The sequence below is a fragment of the Rickettsiella endosymbiont of Dermanyssus gallinae genome (assembly GCF_019285595.1).
Classification (GTDB): Bacteria; Pseudomonadota; Gammaproteobacteria; order Diplorickettsiales; family Diplorickettsiaceae; genus Rickettsiella_B.
The window spans coordinates 1,340,414-1,357,161 of the sequence record NZ_CP079094.1 but is presented as its reverse complement, the minus strand read 5'-3'; the positions used below and the strand labels follow the sequence as shown (position 1 = coordinate 1,357,161).

Genomic DNA, 16,748 nt, shown 5'->3' with positions numbered 1-16,748 from the left:
AAAAGTACACGGAAGAATTGAAAGGCAGTGTTACTGTACAAAGTGCATTAGGAGAAGGTTCTGTTTTTACAGTAACGATTCCTAAAAAATTACCGGGTGATTGAGGCTAATAGTAATGGATTTTCTTTCAAAGCTAGCAGATTAACTAAAATCAAGGAGCTTAAATTGGAGCAGAGATTAATTGCCCATCGCTCATCTGTAATACACGATCCATGCGGCTAGCCAGCGTTCGGTCGTGCGTTACTATAATAAGACTCGTATTGGAGGCTTCATTTAATTCTAGTAACGTTTGATAAACTTGTTCTGCGGTGTGACTATCCAGATTTCCGGTGGGCTCATCGGCTAAAATACACAGTGGATCATTAACTAAGGCTCTTACAATGGCTGTGCGTTGACGTTCTCCACCCGAAAGTTCGCCTAATTTATGCTGCTGTCGTGCTAAAAGCCCCACTTTTTTTAGTAAAGATAACGCTTTTTTTTCTGCCGTTAGCGGATCAACACCCGCCAATAATAAAGGGATACAGGTATTTTCCAATACCGTAAACTCAGGTAATAAATGATGGAATTGATAAATAAATCCTAGATAACGATTTCTTAAATGACTGCGTTTTACTTCACTCAGGGTAGCAAGATTATGTCCGGCTAGGGAAACTTGACCGCTGCTCGCTTGATCAAGACCGCCGAGTAGATGGAGTAATGTACTTTTTCCTGATCCAGAAGGACCCACGATAGCAATGCGCTCACGCGCTTGTACTGAAAAGTTAATCGATTTCAAGACTTCTACATACAGCGAACCATCGTGAAATGTTTTTGTTAGATTGGTACAAGCAAGAAGGGGCTTATCTGTATTGAGATTACTCATAACGTAAAGCCTCAGCCGGCGCTGTTTTAGCGGCTTTTAATGCAGGATAAATCGTGGCCAATAAACTCATGCCTAACGCGGCAAGACAAATATGTAATATATCGGCGCCTTCTATTTTAGAAGGCAGTTTATCGACAAAGAAATAAACATTAGACGCGAGAATTTCAGTATGGAAAACAGAGTGTTCTAAAAAGCTAACAATATCACTGGCATAAAAGGCAAGCAGCGTGCCGGCGATTAATCCTATAAAAGTGCCGACTAAGCCAATGATACAGCCCTGAACCATAAAAATACCTAGAATGGTGCGCGGTGTTGCACCGAGTGTGCGTAAGATAGCGATATCAGATTGTTTATCAGTCACTACCATCATTAAAGAAGAAACCAGATTGAAAGCGGAGATAGCGATTAATAAAAGTAAAATAAAAAACATCATCTTTTTTTCTAAACCAATCGCATACATCAAGCTGCCATACGTATTTGTCCAATCTGTGATTTGGTAAGAAGGGGGTAGTTGTTTGGAAAGTGCAAGCGAAACCTGTGGGGCAGCATACAGATCATCCAGTTTCAGTCGCAACCCGGTGACACCTTGTCCTAGTTGAAAAAGTGTTTGTGCATCTTGCAAGGCAATATAAGCCATATTACTTTCAAAACCAAAACTGCGTCCTACGCGAAAAATACCGCTGACAGTAAATGTTTTAAAACGCGGCATGATGCCGGCTGGCGTTAAAGCAACACGAGGCGTGATGACATTCACTTTATCCCCAATCTCCATTCCAAGTTGTGTCGCCAGTTCTTCACCTAGCACAATATTGTAATGGCCTGGCAGCAAATTAAAATCGCCTTCCACTATTTTGCTCGGTATTTCCGAAACCTGTTTTTCTTTTTCTGGATTGACGCCAGTTAGTAGAATAGGATGAGGTTGTCCAAGGTTAACCAGCATGCCTTGTCCTTCCACAAAGGGGGCCGCTGCTTTTACATGCGTTTGTTTTAATGCAAGCTGTGTTAATGAATTGGTATCGGAATTGGAAAGAGCTTGACCATTCGTAGCACTAATAGCCACTTGTGTAGCCATGCTAAAAATACGACTACGGATTTCTTCATCAAAGCCATTCATCACCGATAAAACGGTGATGAGCACCGTGACGCCCAAAGCAATCCCTATCATTGAGGTTAATGAAATAAATGAAATAAAATGGTTACGTCGTTTAGCGCGGGTGTAACGTAAACCAATATATAAAGCAATGGGACGAAACACGATGTAGACCTAAGTAATAAGAATTAAAAACATTAAGCCGGCGTATTTTCACCCATGGAAACAATTGCATGAAAGCCACCATCGACATGGACGACTTCGCCAGTAATCCCCGAAGCTAAATCAGAGCAGAGAAACGCGGCGCTATTTCCGACTTGTTCTATGGTTGTATTTTGGCGTAGTGGTGTAACGGCTTCGTTATAGTTAAGGATTTTTCTAAATCCTGAAATGCCTGATGCCGCCAATGTGCGAATAGGTCCGGCCGAAACGGCATTGACGCGAATTTTTTTAGGGCCCAAGCTGTTCGCTAAATAACGGACATTTGCTTCTAAACTCGCTTTGGCTAAGCCCATAATATTATAGTTTTGCAGTGCTTTTTCTGCGCCAAGGTAACTTAGTGTTAAAATAGCACCACCATGGGGTCTATCTTTCATGAGTGGAAAAGCCGCTTTAGCTAAACCCACTAAGCTATAGCTACTAATATCATGCGCAATTCTGAAGCCTTCGCGATTAGTATGTTCTAAATAATCACCTTGAAGTTGATCGGCTGGAGCATAAGCGACGGAGTGAACTAAGATATCTAAGCCATCCCAATGTTTGCCTAATGCCTTGAAAAGATTTTCAATTTCTTCATCGCTGCTCACATCGCAGGGGAATACAAGCTCGGAATTAAAATCGTTTTTTGCCATTTTGGTGACACGTTCTTTGAGCTTTTCGCCTTGGTAAGCAAATGCTAAGCTTGCGCCTTCGCGGTGCATTGCTTCAGCGATGCCATAAGCAATCGATCGATCGCTGGCTAATCCGACGATTAAAGCACGTTTATTATCAAGTAGGCCCATGATCTTTCCCCTTAATTTTTTTCACTAAAATCAATTAACAATTCACGTATTTTTGCTTTGAGCATATCAATAGCAATTCTATTTTCGCCACCACGAGGGATAATGATATCAGCATAATGTTTAGAAGGCTCGATGAATTGTGAATACATAGGCCGAACAGTCGCTTGATATTGGGCTAATACAGACTCCATTTCTCTTCCTCGCTCAACGACATCGCGTTTAATACGCCGAATTAAGCATATATCTAAAGGAGTGTCCATATAAATACGGATATCCATACGTTCTCGTAGGGCAAGCTCAGCGAAGAGTAAGATACCCTCTAAAACAATAATGGAATGAGGTCCTACACAGCGAGTTTGTTGTTCACGAATATGCAGAGTGTGATTATAGATAGGGATTTCAACCGATTTTCCGGCTTGTAATTGCTTTAAGTGGTCAATTAACAGGGCATGATCAAACGCATCGGGATGGTCATAATTAACCTGAGTACGTTCTTCAGAGGTGAGGGCACTGTTATCCTTATAATAGGAGTCTTCAGCGATAACGGCTACTTGTTCCGAGCCCAGCTCTTTTACGATGGTGTTGGCCAATAAACTTTTGCCTGAGGCCGAAGCACCGGCGATGCCAATAATGATACAGCGCTGCGTCATAGAAATAATGGTTCCTAAAATTGACTGGTAACTTAACAGGTTTTTTTTTAAAGGTAAATTAGCAGCTTAGCATTCTATGGCTGGCTTTATATTCAGCGCGTAAATAACATGAGGGGCGCGTGAGCGGATGAGGGAATAGTTGTAGAAATTTATTTAGAGCAAACCCGTAAAGATAAGTACCGCATTGGGTTTGATGCGATAAGAGCAAATTTTTTATCTGGGTAAGACTTAATGTTCAATTTGAAGTTTGAGTAAGAAGCGGTATCTCATTCAACATTTCGTCACTCATATTGAGATCGATTTTGGTGTAAAATTGATTCAATCCTATCGTTTGTAGAACTTTTAGCCCGATCATTTCTTGATTTTTGATACGGTAAGCTTCGTTGTTTGCGCGCCAAGTTGTTTTTATGTCCATTATATATAACCCTCCATGGTGTTAGTCTTTATTTATGTTAGTAATTAAAGTGACAGCAAGCAAATTGAATTAAATGTATTCGATATAGATAGATTTTAAGCCACTATAATTATAAAATTTAACCAATGGCGTGTTAATTATAAGAGATTTTAGCCCGGTACAATTCTGGAACATTAGTTTAAAAGTAGGGTGAAGTGTGAAATTCATGTTTAATCCTCATTTGTGTATAACTTACATGGGTATTTCAAATGACAATATCTCCAAAACCTAACCTTCAGTTGGTCTACGTGTCTGATATCGAACGTTCAACCGCGTTTTATAAATATATTTTTAATGCGGATCCCGTGTTTTCAAGTCCGCGTTATGTGGCATTTGCTGCTGATAGTAAAGCTGCATTCGCCATTTGGACAGGCGGGGCAAAACCTGATCGCAGTATTCCACGTTTTTCTGAAATTGGTATTATGTTGGCTACGAATGAAGCGGTAGAGAATCTTTTTGCGGAATGGGAAAAAAATCCAGACATTAAGATTATGCAAGAACTTTGTACTGAGGTTTTTGGCCGTACTTTCCTTGTCGAAGATCCCGATGGCCATATTATCCGAGTATGTCCGTTTGATTAAAACGATTAGGTCTGTTTTTAAAGCTATTATGAGTAAAATTATAATTAACAAAATTTACCCAAGAGATATATGCTGTTGTATTTGTATAGAGTGGGGTAATCTAGGAAAATAAAAGTAATAAAACGGAGAGATTATAGCAACAAGGAAGTTCTACTATGTTCAATCTAGCCAATGTTATTACGTCTTTCAATCAAACCTATCGAAAAAAATTAAAATTAAATAAAACTTGGGGTTTGTTTCATTTACAGCCAGAGGTGTTAGCTCTTTTTAATAAAAGTGCTCAGTTAATTCGAGATTCTGCTGATTATAGGCCAGCTTTTACTACAAATTGTAAAAGGCAGTATAAAACCTCAGCTAAAACAAGATCTCGACCCGGGTCGAAAGAAATATCTTCTTTTCGTGATAGCGCTCAAAAAATAACTATTAATCAGGCTATTTCGTATCGATTAAGTTGGGAGAGTCGCTTATTAACCACATTAAGTAATGAGGAAATTTGGTTGGCGGTTGAAGAGAAAATTAATCAAAAAAACGAATCAGTTAGATACTATTTTAGTCAGGTGCGTCAAAATTGGAATATTTATAGGCCTTATCAATATCATTCGAGTGAGGGGTTATTATGTTTACTTAGTATCGTTATTAATTCTCAGCAGTTTTTTTTACAAGCAGATAAAGAGTTACAACGAAAACAGCAAACCTGGATTCCTTTTTTGCGCCTTCCTGCTTTTATAGCTGAAGCATATGAATCATTTTTAAAAAAAGAGTTAGAAAAACGCGAGTTATTACGTAAAGAGGCGCTTGCTGCTTTATTATTACGATTAAAAACGGTAGAACAACAAGGTCAAGTGACTTGTGATGATGCGAGTTACACATTAGCGCTGCAGAGTGAATGGTTAGGCTTAATTAATTTTAAATTGCCTGAGTATAAGACGAGTTTAGATGCAAATACCTTTAATCGTATGCAGCGTGCTATCGAAAAATACGGTGATGCATCTCATAAAAGCCAACTTTATGAACTAGCCTGGTATCAAGCTAAAAAAAGCTTTGATGCCGAAGAATTGACTACTATTACGATCTCAGGTAGTCGCTTTTTAACGCCCAATGCGTTACTTGCCCTTATGTCAAAGGATAATAGGAAATGGTTTTGGTTTTCTTGGGGTAATAAGCTAAAGTTACAATTTTTAGAAGAGCAACAAGCGGTATTGGCTCAGCTTTTGTTACAGCCCGTCCATGATACGATCCTATTAAAACCGATATGCAAGGGTTACCCCGAGTTACTCACATTAAGCACGCAGTATCAATTGTTACAACAATCGCGTTGTTCACTTAAGAAACAATATCTTTATTGGTGGCAGTGGGAAAAAAAAATCTGGAAAAAAGCTTGGCAAAAATGGTTGGGCCAACAACTTGAAAAAAAGCAAGTTAGTTTGCTTCATCAGCTTGATGAGACTTTTGAGGAAGTGAAAAAATATAATTTTAAACTTCAAAATGTTAAGTTTCGTGCGCAAGTACAAGTGATATTGAAAACGATACAAGCATTAAGGGTTGAGGGTATTTCTAAATATGATAATGCATCATTAATAAATATGTTTAAATATGTAGATGAAAATTCTAGAGCTAAAAGAGATGATACTGCTGAACAAGCAGTGGGGTCTACTAAAGCGTCGCCTCAAACAAGACAAAACACGTCGAAGGAAAATGCTCAGGCAGTATCGGTGACATCTCTTACTGGAAGTCAGCAAAACTTGCATACAACAGAAAATGGTTTTAATTCTCAACCTGGTAATAGTAGTAAAGATGGCTGCGGAAAAAAAATGACAGGCTTTTGGCAAACTAAAACTTTAGCAGGGAATAATCAGCCGATTTCTACAGAAAAAAAGCCAACAATGCACAAGCCTACAAGTTTGTTGGCGCGGGTTTCTGCATTCGATGAGACAGGAAAGCATTGTGAAAGCAATGCGAAGTCGAAGAGCCCGCGATAGGCGTGCGTTGACGGGCGAAGCAGGAAACGCATCACGCCGTAAAGTCATTTGTGGGAGGCACGGGCATGAACTCCGAAGGAGTGAGTGCGTGCCGGACGCAGGACGTATCGCGGCCTAATTTCAGTCGCGTCATGCGAACGAATTTCGGGGGCACGATGGCCGAAATTCTTCGGGAGCATAGCGACTCACTTGATATAAATAAATTTAGAATGCTTGTGCATGCTAACGATTAAAAGCTGTACTAATGTGCTCGTGTTGTCGCAAATTCAGCCAGTGTGGCAAGTGCTTGTCTATAGATAGAATCCGGAATTATTTCCAAGCTGGCGATGGCTTTTGCCGCATGTTCTTTTGCGCGTTGATAGGTGTAATCAATAGCACCGCTAGCTTTAATAATGTGGATAATATCTTTTAAATATTTTCGTTCACCTTGCGAAATCGCTTCATGAATTAATTGGGCTTGGTTTTTATCGGCGTGTTGTAAGGCATAAATTAGAGGTAAGGTTGTTTTTCCCTCTGCCAGATCATCGCCTTTGGCTTTGCCGATGCGTGTCGCTGAGCCGATGTAATCCAGGGTATCGTCGATTAATTGGAAAGCGATGCCTAGCTGTAATCCATAGTTGAGCATGGCGGTAATCTCCGCTTCACTACGTTCAGCTAAGATAGCGGGCTGTTCTGCGGCGATGGAAAATAGGATGCCCGTTTTACCAGCGACTATTTTTAAATATTGAGTTTCATCGAGCTCAGGATTATGGCAGTTAACTAATTGCAATATTTCTGATTGGGAGAGTGTGTTAGTGGCATCGGCCAGTGATTGTAGTACACGTAGATTGTTGACTTTCACCATCAGCTGGAAGGCTCGGGAGTAAAGAAAGTCGCCTACTAAAATACTAGCTGAGTTACCCCATAGGGTATTGGCTGTTTTTTTCCCACGGCGTAGTTCTGAGGCATCGATAACGTCGTCATGCAGCAAAGTAGCGGTATGGATAAGCTCCAAGGTGGCAGCCAATTGTAAGTGGGCTTCACCCTGGTAACCAAAGGCGCCGGCACTCAGGAGTACAATTAAGGGGCGTAAGCGTTTCCCACCGCTGTGAATGAGATGTTTGGCCAATTGGGGGATCAAGGGGATTTCGGAGTGTAGACATTGGTCGATTAAGCTATCGACCCTAGCAAAATCGGCTTTAACCAATGATTGAATAGGCGTTAAATCCATAAGGCTCATACTAGCGAGTAAATTTGAAAGCCGAATGCTAGGCGGGGTAGCCAGGGCTGTCAAGCCGCTTGGGTTTTATTGCATCTTAATGAAGTCGACCGTATAATGCCCGCTCCAGGGGGATTCCCCCTCGAGACTCGCCTCACCACGTTGATATGGGAGGCTAATTAACCGAGAGACTATTATGCGTCATTATGAAATTGTACTTTTAATTCACCCTGATCAAAGCGATCAAGTGCCTGCTATGGTACAGCGGTATACCACCATTGTTAAAAACAGCGGCGGAGATGTTCACCGCCTGGAAGACTGGGGCCGCAGACAACTCGCTTACCCTATTCATAAGCTTCTAAAAGCTCACTATATATTAATGAATGTTGAGTGTGGGCAAGAGGCTATGGCAGAACTCACAGAAAACTTCCGTTTTAACGATGCTGTTTTACGCCAACTGATTATTCAGCAAGATCGAGCTATTAAAGAAGCCTCTCCCTTGGCCAAGGGTAAAGAAGCACAAGGTCAAGAAAACAGACGAGAATATGCACGAAATTCGGTTGAGGTAAGTGCCTTAGCAGACGAGCATAGAGATTAAGCTTATTTTTTTAATTTTCAGAGGTTTTTATGAGTAATTACACCAATAGACGTCGCAAATACTGCCGTTTTTCTGCGGAAGGTATGACAGAGATAGACTATAAAGATACTAATCTTTTAAAGAACTATATTACTGAGACGGCCAATATTGTTCCTAGTCGTATTACGGGCACTAAAGCGCGTTTTCAGCGCAAATTAACCCAAGCGATTAAACGAGCACGTTTTTTAGCCTTATTGCCTTATTGCGATAAACACCAATATTTGGTTTAAACTTTTTTGAGAGGCTAAAATGGCGGGGTTTCTGCATCGCTGTGCCAGCTATGTTATGCGAGGCCGCCAGCAGGCGATTATAATAGGCCTGTTATTTACCATGGTGCCTTTATTAGGCTGGGTAAGTAACGTCATCATCGCTTTAGTGACCTTACGCAAGGGCGCAAAAGAAGGGGCTATTGTCTTATTATGGATCATATTGCCCGTTGTCGTGATAGCCGCTTTGGGTAACCCCTGGATTGCTTTATACAACATTGTAGGAGGCAGTTTATTTGGCTTCCTATTGGCAGTCATTTTACGCCAAACACAAAGTTGGCAGAAAGTGTTAGAAGCAGGGATGTTGCTGGGATTACTGACGGTTGTAGTGGTCCATTTAGTAAGGTCTGATATCAATGCCGTTTGGGTAACGCAGTTAGGGCATTATGCCGTACTGTTAAAAGATCAGTTGAATTTTTCGGTTAATACCGATCAACTACAGTTTTTTACGAAGTTTGCGACGGGTTTTCAGGTTGCATTCCTATGGTTGGGGGTATTAATTAATTTAATGCTTGCACGTGGTTTGCAGTCGATGTTATATAATCCCGGCAGGCTTTTTCCTGAGCTTGAAGCGGTGCGTTTAAGCAAATGGGATGGTCTCGTTTTACTGGTTATTGTTATTGCAAGTTTACAAAAAATTGCAATAGCGCATGATGCTTTGCCCGTTGTGTTGCTAACCTTCCTTTTAGCGGGTTTGAGTGTGTTACACGCTGTTATACGCCTAAGGAATGGCTTTTTTAAAGGTTGGTTTTTAGTATTTTATTGTTTGTTAGTTGTTTTTTTTCCTTATATAGCTGCTTTATTAGTCTTAATTGCATTAGCGGATAGTTATTTGGATTTTCGTCATCGTGTATTGTCTAAGCATTAGGCAATACACTGGAAATGTGGTTTTTTGAGGTACTGTCATGGCTCAAGTTATTTTATTAGAAAAAGCCTATTCTTTAGGTGATCTGGGAGAACAGGTTTCTGTTCGTAATGGTTATGCTAGAAATTATTTAATTCCTTATGGTAAGGCTGTGCCTGCCAACAAAGAGACGATTGCTCAATTTGAAGCGAAACGTGCGGAATTAGAGAAGTTGGCCCAAGAAAAATTAGCGGCAGCACAAGCGCGCGCTGATGCCTTATCTCAGTTAGTGTTAAATATCCCTGTTAAGGCTGGCGAAGAAGGACGTTTATATGGTTCTGTCGGCCTACAAGAGATCGTCAATGCAGCGACTGAAGCCGGTTGCCCGCTGGAAAAGAGCGAAATCCGTTTACCCGAAGGGGCTTTACGTCAATTGGGTGAGCATGATGTGGCTGTGCAGTTGCACAGTGATGTTGTGGTAACGCTTAAAGTAAATATCGTTGCTGAAGCTTAATACGATATAACTCGTTTAAAATAGAATTATTTTCGTTATTGCGAGCGCATTCATGTGCGCTCGCAATGGCGGGAATTAACAATGGCGCGCTTAAACTTAGTTTTTGCCCTCCATGTTATTGGAAGCGATGCGATGCAAAATACTGATCACCTGAAGTTGCCTCCTCACTCACTGGAAGCCGAGCAATCCGTTCTAGGCGGTTTAATGCTTGATAATCAAGCATGGGACAGAGTCGCTGAACGATTACAAGAAAAAGATTTTTACCTTCTTGCCCATAGAATTCTATTTCGCACGATAGTGGATTTTGCAAATCACGCAAAACCGTTTGATGTCGTGACCTTAACCGATGCTTTAAAGAGTACTAACCAACTAGCCGAAATAGGCGGCGAACTTTACTTATATGAATTGGCACGCAATACACCGAGTGCGGCTAATATCGGCGCCTATGCGGATATTGTGCGAGAACGTTCTGTATTACGCCAATTAATTGGTATCGCGACAGAAATTACTGAAAATGCCTATTTGCCAGCCGGTCGATCCATTACTGAATTAGTGGATGAAGCCGAACGAAAAGTTTTCCAAATCAGTGATCAAGGTGCGCGCGGTAGTGGCCCACAACCTATCAGCGCCTTCTTAGCGAGAGCCAGTGATCGTATTGATCTCCTTTATCATTCGGATCAAGTCATTACTGGACTTTCAACCGCCTACAAAGACTTGGATGAAATGACCTCTGGATTACAGCCTAGCGATCTGGTTATCGTAGCGGGTCGTCCTTCTATGGGAAAAACAACCTTTGCCATGAATGTGGCTGAGCATGCAGCGATTCAGGGAAGTAAACCGGTTCTTATCTTTAGTATGGAAATGCCAGGTCAAGCGCTGGCCATGCGTATGATGTCGTCACTAGGACGTATTGATCAAAATAAAATTCGTACGGGTAAACTCGGCGACGAAGATTGGCCACGTGTGGCCTCCGCTATAAGCATGCTTTCGGAAGCAAAAATGTTTATTGACGATACCCCTGCGCTGAGCCCCGGTGAGGTGCGTGCACGTGCTAGACGTGTTGCAAAAGAGCAGGGTGCATTAGGATTGATTGTGATCGATTATTTACAATTGATGCAAGTCCCAGGTTCAAAAGAAAATCGTACCACTGAAATATCAGAAATTTCTCGTTCGCTTAAAGCCTTAGCAAAAGAACTTGATGTGCCTATTATTGCCTTATCACAATTAAATCGTAGTTTGGAGCAACGTGCTGATAAGCGACCTGTGATGTCAGATTTACGTGATTCAGGTGCTATAGAGCAAGATGCAGATTTAATTGTTTTTATTTATCGTGACGAAGTTTATAACGAAGGAAGTCCAGATAAGGGTAGTGCAGAAATTATCATTGCTAAACAACGTAATGGCCCAACAGGCAAAGTGCGATTAACCTTCTTAGGTAAATATACACGTTTCGAAAACTTTTCTGCACAACGTTATCATGCTGAGAATTATGCATGAGCCGGCCGGTTGCAGTAGAGCTCGATTTAGCGGCATTACAGTATAATGTTAAGCGGATTCGTGAAATAGCGCCGCAATCAAAAATATTGGCTATGGTTAAGGCCAACGCTTATGGGCATGGATTAATTCCGATTGCCCGTGCTTTAGATTCGTCTGTGGAAGGGTTTGGTGTTTCCTGTTCCGAGGAGGCGCTCTATTTACGTAAAGCAGGAATAAAACAACGTATTGTTTTAATGGAAGGTTTGTTTTCGGCAGCCGAACTACCTCTCTTAGATCAGTATCAACTTGATACCGTTATCCATGATCAACGGCAACTCGATTTGCTAACGCAGCAAAAACTGCCTAAACCTGTGAATGTTTGGATAAAAATAAACACAGGGATGAATCGATTAGGTCTTTCTATGCAGGATTTTCCTGAGGTTTTGCAACGCTGCCAGACTTGCGCGTGGATTGAAGTGATTTGCGTGATGACACACTTTTCCTCGGCGGATGATCCTTCAGAAACAACCACCTTGCAGCAAATAGAACAATTTGAGCAAGCAACAAGCGATTTAAAGATTGCCAAAAGTTTAGCGAATTCAGCCGCTATTTTATCTTATCCACGTTCTCACAGTGAATGGATACGTCCTGGTTTAATATTGTATGGCGTTTCACCTTTTTCGGATAAGTCAGGCCTGCAACATGGCTTAAAACCCGTTATGAATCTAAAGTCAGAGATTATTGCGATTAATCAATTACGAGCGGGTGATCGTGTGGGTTATAGCGGAACGTGGATGGCACCTGATAATATGCGAATTGGTGTAGTTGCTATCGGTTACGGTGATGGTTACCCATATCGCGCTGAAGCGGGTACACCGGTGTTAGTGAACGGGCAATTAGCTGAGCTTGTGGGTCAAGTATCAATGGATATGTTAACCATAGATTTGCGCACGCAACCCGAGGCAAAGCAAGGTGATCCAGTTTGTTTATGGGGCGCAGGATTGCCTATTGAACAAGTCGCAAATAGCACATCAACATTTCGTTATGAGTTATTATGTGGTATTAATCGAGGGCAATTAGTCCGGATGCGCATTGAGGAAAAAAACGATGCAAAAAAATAGGATTAACCATTTTCTAATTTTATTCTTTATGACCATGCTAAGTGCGTGCTCAAGTGTACCTGAAGAGCGGCACAGCGAAGTAAATACTCCAGCAAGTGATACTGATATTTTTGTAGCGCCTTCCATCAGCCATTCGATGGGAACGGAGGATCGTCTAAAATTGCAATCGTTGGTGGCTACGGCGCAACCACAGCAATGGACGAAATGGGTGAGTAGTGCGACAGGTGCTCGATTTGAATTTACTAGTTTAAGCATCTACGTTAATGCACAAGGCCAAGGTTGTAGAAATTATAAAATGGCAGTTAGTCACGGATTTTTAAAACACCATACTTTTAGTTACACCGCTTGCCGCGATAGCCAAGGTGCTTGGCGGGTTGTAAGCTCTAAAAAATAAATTATTTAACTAATAAAAAGATGCTCATGTGAAATACGTCATTAGTTTATTTCTTTTACTTTATTCCTTTGGTCTATGGGCTGAAGATAAAGCCTTTGCGCCACAAACGTCTGAATTATTTGTCGATTTAACCCACCCCAAAGTGCTTTACGCTAAGCACGCGTCATTAGCATTAATTCCCGCATCGGTGACTAAACTTTTTGTAGCGGCTAGTGCATTGAAACAGTGGGGTAGTTACCATACGTTTGCTACGGAAGTTTATCAACGAGGTCAATGGAAGCAGGGTGTTTTAATAGGCGATTTGGTTTTTTATGGACAAGGCGATCCGGCATTCGATGAGACAGGAAAGCATTGTGAAAGCAATGCGAAGTCGAAGAGCCCGCGATAGGCGTGCGTTGACGGGCGAAGCAGGAAACGCATCACGCCGTAAAGTCATTTGTGGGAGGCACGGGCATGAACTCCGAAGGAGTGAGTGCGTGCCGGACGCAGGACGTATCGCGGCCTAATTTCAGTCGCGTCATGCGAACGAATTTCGGGGACACGATGGCCGAAATTCTTCGGGAGCATAGCGACTCACTTGAACGCCGATAATAAGGGCGCTATAGCATCGTCGTTGAGATCTTGATTGGTCAATATAACTCGGGTAAGCGTAGGATCATTATTGGCTAACTGTTTGAGGATATTTGCATTGATAGGCATAGCACTTCTCCTTGTGAAGCTTCATATTGTTTCAATAAAATGAATAATAAAGGATATTTTATATCAATTTTGCGACTAGAAACTAGTATTTAAATAAAAATTTTCTTCGGTGATGATTGCATTAAGCGGCACATCCCACGCTGAGGATTCGAAAGATTTTAGTTTTTGCCACTCATAAGCGAGTCCAATGAGGTAGGGTTTAGCGGGTCTTACACCATTTAATAAAAAACTAAAACTTCTATCATAAAAACCACCACCCATGCCTAAGCGTTCGCCATTATTTGTGAAGCCAAGTAGTGGAACTAATACAACATCTAAATGACAAGGTTCGATGATGGATTCGGATGATAGAGGGGGTTCAGGAATATTAAACTGATTTTTTATTAGCGGCATATTTTTTTTGTAAACGCTAAATATCAATTTTTTTTCTTGCAATACGGGCAAATAGCAATCTTTATGGCATTGCCATGCTGTTTTAATGATTATTTCGGGATCAATTTCTTGATTGATGGCGATATAAGCCGCGATGTATTGGCTTTTTTGAAAGTGAGGGTTTTGAATAAGCTGTTGTGTGATTTTTTGGGAGGCTATCGTTTGATCATGAAGTGTGAGCTTTGCGCGGTATGCGCATAATTTTTTTCTTAGAATTTGTCGAGCATCCATAAAGCATGATGGTTCATAGAGGGAACAAAAGAGAAAAGGTATCTGACTCAGCGAAGTTTCCTGATCCTAAGATGCAGGTGGGATTAGGTATATCCACTTTAGGCTTCTTGCAATGATTAAAGTAAAGCAAGTGTGCGCACCGCGTATAAAGAACTCATCCCGTTACTGTTAAGTATCGATCGAAAAACAATCGGACTGAATCAGATACCAGGCCATTATAATATATTTTACGAGAATGGTCTCCTAGGCAAATAAATGAGTTATTTTTTTAGGATTTGATTTTAGTAGAATCTCAATGAGCGGCTACTTTTTCAGGCATGAGCGGTATATTAACGTAAGCGAGGATGGTAAAATAACGTTATATGTATTTTTTATAGAGAGCCCTATGCAATTTCAGGCCCAGCCTCCTGCCTTTGATGATTTCTACCGTTTGTTGAGCCAAGCTGAAGTGGTGACTTCCCCAGCAGAAATCCATGGGATGTTATGTGGCTTTGTCTGTGTAGGACCAAAGCTTAATGGCGGTTTTTGGATCGATATATTATTAAAACGCTTAGGTGTTAGGCCTCGGCAAGGGGCTGTCGTGGGCTTGTATGATGCGGCGTGTAGGCAACTGAGCGGATTACAATCTTTTAAGCTGCTACTTCCTGATGAGCAGCATGAGTTAGAAAAGCGTGCGGAGGCATTAAGCCTGTGGTGTGAAGGCTTTTTATATGGTTTAGGCCTTCTGGGTGGAAGCTCTTTCGATGAGGAAACATCAGATACGGTACATGAAGCGCTTTATTGCATTGCGGAAATAGCGAAACTTGATGTCAGTCAATTAGAGATAACGGAGCTAGATAAGTTGGCCTATGAAGAAGCCATTGAGTTTATTACCCAAGCGGTCCCCCTTATTTACGAAGAGGTGACTCATTGTTCGGTAAAAGGAAATGCCGGCGGTTCCATGTATCTTCATTAGTTATACTCTTTGGATTTTCGTACCTCGCTATGTTTAATCTTTCTGAGCTGAAAAAAAGACGGCGCCAATTCATGGCGGCCATCGATAAGGAAGCCGTTATTATTCTGATATCGGCACCCGAATCGCTGCGTAATGGGGATGTGCATTACCCCTATCGCCAAGATAGCGATTTTTATTATTTAACCGCTTTCCCTGAGCCTAATGCGGTTGCCTTATTATTACCTGATTCTAAAGGCGGGAAGTTCATCTTATTTAGTCGCCCCTATGATGTGATCGAAGCTATTTGGAATGGCCACACTATTGGTCAGGAAAGCGCTAAGAAAGACTATGGTGCGGATGAGGCTTATTCGATTGATCAACTGGAGGCACGGTTGCCGGATTATTTGACGCCGAGTGCACGTTGTTATTATTTAGGAAGCCAAAACCCAGTGCTAATTAAGCGTCTTAATGAGGTGCTGAGCAGAGCAAGCCAATTACCTTGCCAAGAAGGGTTAGTGGATGTAACACATGCGGTGCATGAATTACGACTTAGAAAGAGCCCTTACGAATTAGATTGCCTGCGCGAAGCCGCTAGCATTTCTTCGCAAGCGCATATTAAAGCCATGCAAGCCTGCCGTCCTGGTCGTTATGAATACCAAATAGAAGCAGAATTACTCTATGAGTTCTATCAGCACGGTAGTCGGGCAGTGGCCTATCCCAGTATTGTGGCGAGTGGTGGCAATGCTTGTATTCTGCATTACACGGACAACCGTGCGCTTTTAAAATCAGGTGATTTGCTCTTGATTGATGCCGGTTGTGAATATCAATCCTATGCCTCAGATATTACACGCTGTTTCCCCGTCAACGGACGATTTAGTCCAGAGCAAAAAGCTATCTATGAGCTTGTGTTAAAAACACAGCAAGCATTGATTGATGCTATAAAACCGGGTGTCATTTGGGACAGCTTACAAGCGCATTGTGTGCAGATCATCACACAAGGATTATTAGATTTGGGCTTGCTAAAAGGTGAACTCGAGTCACTGATTGAACATAAGAGCTACAAAAAATTTTATATGCATGGTTGTAGTCATTGGTTAGGTTTGGATGTGCATGATGTGGGATGTTATAAGCTGAATAAAAAATGGCGTCCTTTAGAAGCTAATATGGCGTTTACGGTAGAACCCGGCATTTATATTGCTGCACAGACGGAAGGTGTAGATGAAAAATGGTGGAATATTGGCGTACGGATTGAAGATGATGTATGCGTCACGAAGGATGGCTGTGAAGTGTTATCACAGGCAGCGCCAAAAAAAATCAGTGATATTGAATCGTTGATGTGTACTCACAGCAATGGGATTTTCGGCAAGGCGCCGCGAAAATGAAGC

At 41.6% G+C, this 16,748-nt stretch carries 23 protein-coding genes and 1 other RNA gene; 15 read left to right on the top strand and 9 right to left on the bottom strand.

Annotated features, from left to right (window positions below; translation table 11 throughout):
* Positions 1-17 precede the first annotated feature (17 nt).
* Positions 18-104 carry a hypothetical protein gene (locus KX723_RS09890; protein ID WP_425516601.1) on the top strand — a complete coding sequence of 29 codons (87 nt, stop codon included), beginning with the start codon at positions 18-20 and terminating at the stop codon, positions 102-104.
* Between the two features lie 56 nt (positions 105-160).
* Here the strand turns inward: KX723_RS09890 and lolD are convergent, their stop codons facing one another.
* The 5 genes from lolD to KX723_RS06860 form a co-directional block, all read right to left on the bottom strand.
* A complete protein-coding gene (gene lolD, locus KX723_RS06880; protein ID WP_218813649.1) occupies positions 161-862 on the bottom strand; it encodes a lipoprotein-releasing ABC transporter ATP-binding protein LolD in 702 nt (233 codons plus the stop codon).
* The gene (locus tag KX723_RS06875) at positions 855-2,117 is read right to left on the bottom strand and encodes a lipoprotein-releasing ABC transporter permease subunit (protein WP_218813648.1); all 1,263 of its coding nucleotides are present in this window, start codon (positions 2,115-2,117) and stop codon (positions 855-857) included. Before KX723_RS06875 ends, lolD begins: the two co-directional genes overlap by 8 nt.
* A 32-nt stretch (positions 2,118-2,149) precedes the next feature.
* The gene (locus KX723_RS06870) at positions 2,150-2,953 is read right to left on the bottom strand and encodes an enoyl-ACP reductase FabI (RefSeq protein ID WP_218813647.1); all 804 of its coding nucleotides are present in this window, start codon (positions 2,951-2,953) and stop codon (positions 2,150-2,152) included.
* Positions 2,954-2,964: 11 nt separating this feature from the next.
* Positions 2,965-3,603, bottom strand: a complete 639-nt coding sequence (udk, locus tag KX723_RS06865; protein ID WP_218813646.1) for a uridine kinase — start codon at positions 3,601-3,603, stop codon at positions 2,965-2,967.
* 235 nt (positions 3,604-3,838) lie between these two features.
* Positions 3,839-4,018, bottom strand: coding sequence for a hypothetical protein (locus KX723_RS06860; protein WP_218813645.1), 180 nt, complete (start codon positions 4,016-4,018; stop codon positions 3,839-3,841).
* Positions 4,019-4,266: 248 nt separating this feature from the next.
* Here KX723_RS06860 and KX723_RS06855 point away from each other — a divergent pair, with 248 nt between their 5' ends.
* The 3 genes from KX723_RS06855 (at position 4,267) to KX723_RS06845 (ending at position 6,735) form a co-directional block, all read left to right on the top strand.
* The gene (locus KX723_RS06855) at positions 4,267-4,638 is read left to right on the top strand and encodes a VOC family protein (protein WP_218813644.1); all 372 of its coding nucleotides are present in this window, start codon (positions 4,267-4,269) and stop codon (positions 4,636-4,638) included.
* 155 nt (positions 4,639-4,793) lie between these two features.
* Entirely contained in the window at positions 4,794-6,617 is a 1,824-nt protein-coding gene (locus tag KX723_RS06850) for a hypothetical protein (protein WP_218813643.1), read from the top strand.
* Complete coding sequence (locus tag KX723_RS06845; protein WP_218813323.1) at positions 6,565-6,735, top strand: hypothetical protein; 171 nt, start codon at positions 6,565-6,567, stop codon at positions 6,733-6,735. Before KX723_RS06850 ends, KX723_RS06845 begins: the two co-directional genes overlap by 53 nt.
* Before the next feature lie 123 nt (positions 6,736-6,858).
* Here KX723_RS06845 and KX723_RS06840 read toward each other — a convergent pair whose 3' ends face one another.
* Positions 6,859-7,827: a polyprenyl synthetase family protein gene (locus tag KX723_RS06840; protein WP_218813642.1), complete on the bottom strand. Its 969-nt coding sequence runs from the start codon at positions 7,825-7,827 to the stop codon at positions 6,859-6,861.
* Between the two features lie 184 nt (positions 7,828-8,011).
* Here KX723_RS06840 and rpsF point away from each other — a divergent pair, with 184 nt between their 5' ends.
* From rpsF to KX723_RS06795, 9 genes are all read left to right on the top strand, one after another.
* Positions 8,012-8,413, top strand: a complete 402-nt coding sequence (rpsF, locus tag KX723_RS06835) for a 30S ribosomal protein S6 (protein ID WP_218813641.1) — start codon at positions 8,012-8,014, stop codon at positions 8,411-8,413.
* A gap of 29 nt (positions 8,414-8,442) precedes the next feature.
* A complete protein-coding gene (rpsR, locus tag KX723_RS06830; RefSeq protein ID WP_218813640.1) occupies positions 8,443-8,682 on the top strand; it encodes a 30S ribosomal protein S18 in 240 nt (79 codons plus the stop codon).
* A gap of 19 nt (positions 8,683-8,701) precedes the next feature.
* Positions 8,702-9,586: a DUF2232 domain-containing protein gene (locus KX723_RS06825; protein WP_218813639.1), complete on the top strand. Its 885-nt coding sequence runs from the start codon at positions 8,702-8,704 to the stop codon at positions 9,584-9,586.
* Positions 9,587-9,623: 37 nt separating this feature from the next.
* A complete protein-coding gene (gene rplI, locus KX723_RS06820; RefSeq protein ID WP_218813638.1) occupies positions 9,624-10,076 on the top strand; it encodes a 50S ribosomal protein L9 in 453 nt (150 codons plus the stop codon).
* Positions 10,077-10,208: 132 nt separating this feature from the next.
* Complete coding sequence (gene dnaB, locus KX723_RS06815; protein ID WP_218814975.1) at positions 10,209-11,573, top strand: replicative DNA helicase; 1,365 nt, start codon at positions 10,209-10,211, stop codon at positions 11,571-11,573.
* Positions 11,570-12,673, top strand: a complete 1,104-nt coding sequence (alr, locus tag KX723_RS06810) for an alanine racemase (RefSeq protein WP_218813637.1) — start codon at positions 11,570-11,572, stop codon at positions 12,671-12,673. Before dnaB ends, alr begins: the two co-directional genes overlap by 4 nt.
* The gene (locus KX723_RS06805) at positions 12,660-13,067 is read left to right on the top strand and encodes a hypothetical protein (protein WP_218813636.1); all 408 of its coding nucleotides are present in this window, start codon (positions 12,660-12,662) and stop codon (positions 13,065-13,067) included. The genes alr and KX723_RS06805 overlap by 14 nt, the downstream gene beginning before the upstream one ends.
* Positions 13,068-13,095: 28 nt before the next feature.
* Positions 13,096-13,455, top strand: a complete 360-nt coding sequence (locus KX723_RS06800) for a D-alanyl-D-alanine carboxypeptidase (protein WP_218813635.1) — start codon at positions 13,096-13,098, stop codon at positions 13,453-13,455.
* Positions 13,403-13,573: a hypothetical protein gene (locus KX723_RS06795; RefSeq protein WP_218813323.1), complete on the top strand. Its 171-nt coding sequence runs from the start codon at positions 13,403-13,405 to the stop codon at positions 13,571-13,573. Before KX723_RS06800 ends, KX723_RS06795 begins: the two co-directional genes overlap by 53 nt.
* Before the next feature lie 67 nt (positions 13,574-13,640).
* Here KX723_RS06795 and KX723_RS09770 read toward each other — a convergent pair whose 3' ends face one another.
* The 3 genes from KX723_RS09770 to ssrS all read right to left on the bottom strand — a co-directional run bounded on the left by KX723_RS09770 (position 13,641) and on the right by ssrS (position 14,639).
* Positions 13,641-13,766 (bottom strand): hypothetical protein, encoded by a 126-nt coding sequence (locus KX723_RS09770; RefSeq protein WP_281421131.1) that lies wholly within the window; start codon positions 13,764-13,766, stop codon positions 13,641-13,643.
* 75 nt (positions 13,767-13,841) lie between these two features.
* Positions 13,842-14,429: a 5-formyltetrahydrofolate cyclo-ligase gene (locus tag KX723_RS06790; protein ID WP_218813634.1), complete on the bottom strand. Its 588-nt coding sequence runs from the start codon at positions 14,427-14,429 to the stop codon at positions 13,842-13,844.
* Positions 14,430-14,464: 35 nt separating this feature from the next.
* Positions 14,465-14,639, bottom strand: a non-coding RNA gene (ssrS, locus tag KX723_RS06785) — 6S RNA.
* Positions 14,640-14,814: 175 nt separating this feature from the next.
* On the opposite strand from ssrS, the gene KX723_RS06780 reads away from it, so the two are divergent.
* Both KX723_RS06780 and KX723_RS06775 read left to right on the top strand, forming a co-directional pair.
* Positions 14,815-15,384 (top strand): UPF0149 family protein, encoded by a 570-nt coding sequence (locus tag KX723_RS06780; protein WP_218813633.1) that lies wholly within the window; start codon positions 14,815-14,817, stop codon positions 15,382-15,384.
* Positions 15,385-15,413: 29 nt separating this feature from the next.
* On the top strand, positions 15,414-16,745 hold the full coding sequence (locus tag KX723_RS06775) for an aminopeptidase P N-terminal domain-containing protein (RefSeq protein WP_218813632.1): 1,332 nt from the start codon (positions 15,414-15,416) through the stop codon (positions 16,743-16,745).
* The last annotated feature ends 3 nt before the right edge of the window (positions 16,746-16,748 follow it).

Coding starts and splice junctions, on each gene's coding strand:
- KX723_RS06845 (WP_218813323.1), top strand. CDS start 6,565: ATGAGACAGGAAAGCATTGTGAAAGCAATGCGAAGTCGAAGAGCCCGC.
- KX723_RS06780 (WP_218813633.1), top strand. CDS start 14,815: ATGCAATTTCAGGCCCAGCCTCCTGCCTTTGATGATTTCTACCGTTTG.
- KX723_RS06855 (WP_218813644.1), top strand. CDS start 4,267: ATGACAATATCTCCAAAACCTAACCTTCAGTTGGTCTACGTGTCTGAT.
- lolD (WP_218813649.1), bottom strand. CDS start 862: ATGAGTAATCTCAATACAGATAAGCCCCTTCTTGCTTGTACCAATCTA.
- KX723_RS09770 (WP_281421131.1), bottom strand. CDS start 13,766: ATGCCTATCAATGCAAATATCCTCAAACAGTTAGCCAATAATGATCCT.
- alr (WP_218813637.1), top strand. CDS start 11,570: ATGAGCCGGCCGGTTGCAGTAGAGCTCGATTTAGCGGCATTACAGTAT.
- KX723_RS06860 (WP_218813645.1), bottom strand. CDS start 4,018: ATGGACATAAAAACAACTTGGCGCGCAAACAACGAAGCTTACCGTATC.
- KX723_RS06840 (WP_218813642.1), bottom strand. CDS start 7,827: ATGGATTTAACGCCTATTCAATCATTGGTTAAAGCCGATTTTGCTAGG.
- KX723_RS06805 (WP_218813636.1), top strand. CDS start 12,660: ATGCAAAAAAATAGGATTAACCATTTTCTAATTTTATTCTTTATGACC.
- KX723_RS06850 (WP_218813643.1), top strand. CDS start 4,794: ATGTTCAATCTAGCCAATGTTATTACGTCTTTCAATCAAACCTATCGA.
- KX723_RS06795 (WP_218813323.1), top strand. CDS start 13,403: ATGAGACAGGAAAGCATTGTGAAAGCAATGCGAAGTCGAAGAGCCCGC.
- KX723_RS06790 (WP_218813634.1), bottom strand. CDS start 14,429: ATGGATGCTCGACAAATTCTAAGAAAAAAATTATGCGCATACCGCGCA.
- rpsR (WP_218813640.1), top strand. CDS start 8,443: ATGAGTAATTACACCAATAGACGTCGCAAATACTGCCGTTTTTCTGCG.
- dnaB (WP_218814975.1), top strand. CDS start 10,209: ATGCAAAATACTGATCACCTGAAGTTGCCTCCTCACTCACTGGAAGCC.
- rpsF (WP_218813641.1), top strand. CDS start 8,012: ATGCGTCATTATGAAATTGTACTTTTAATTCACCCTGATCAAAGCGAT.
- udk (WP_218813646.1), bottom strand. CDS start 3,603: ATGACGCAGCGCTGTATCATTATTGGCATCGCCGGTGCTTCGGCCTCA.
- rplI (WP_218813638.1), top strand. CDS start 9,624: ATGGCTCAAGTTATTTTATTAGAAAAAGCCTATTCTTTAGGTGATCTG.
- KX723_RS06825 (WP_218813639.1), top strand. CDS start 8,702: ATGGCGGGGTTTCTGCATCGCTGTGCCAGCTATGTTATGCGAGGCCGC.
- KX723_RS06775 (WP_218813632.1), top strand. CDS start 15,414: ATGTTTAATCTTTCTGAGCTGAAAAAAAGACGGCGCCAATTCATGGCG.
- KX723_RS06870 (WP_218813647.1), bottom strand. CDS start 2,953: ATGGGCCTACTTGATAATAAACGTGCTTTAATCGTCGGATTAGCCAGC.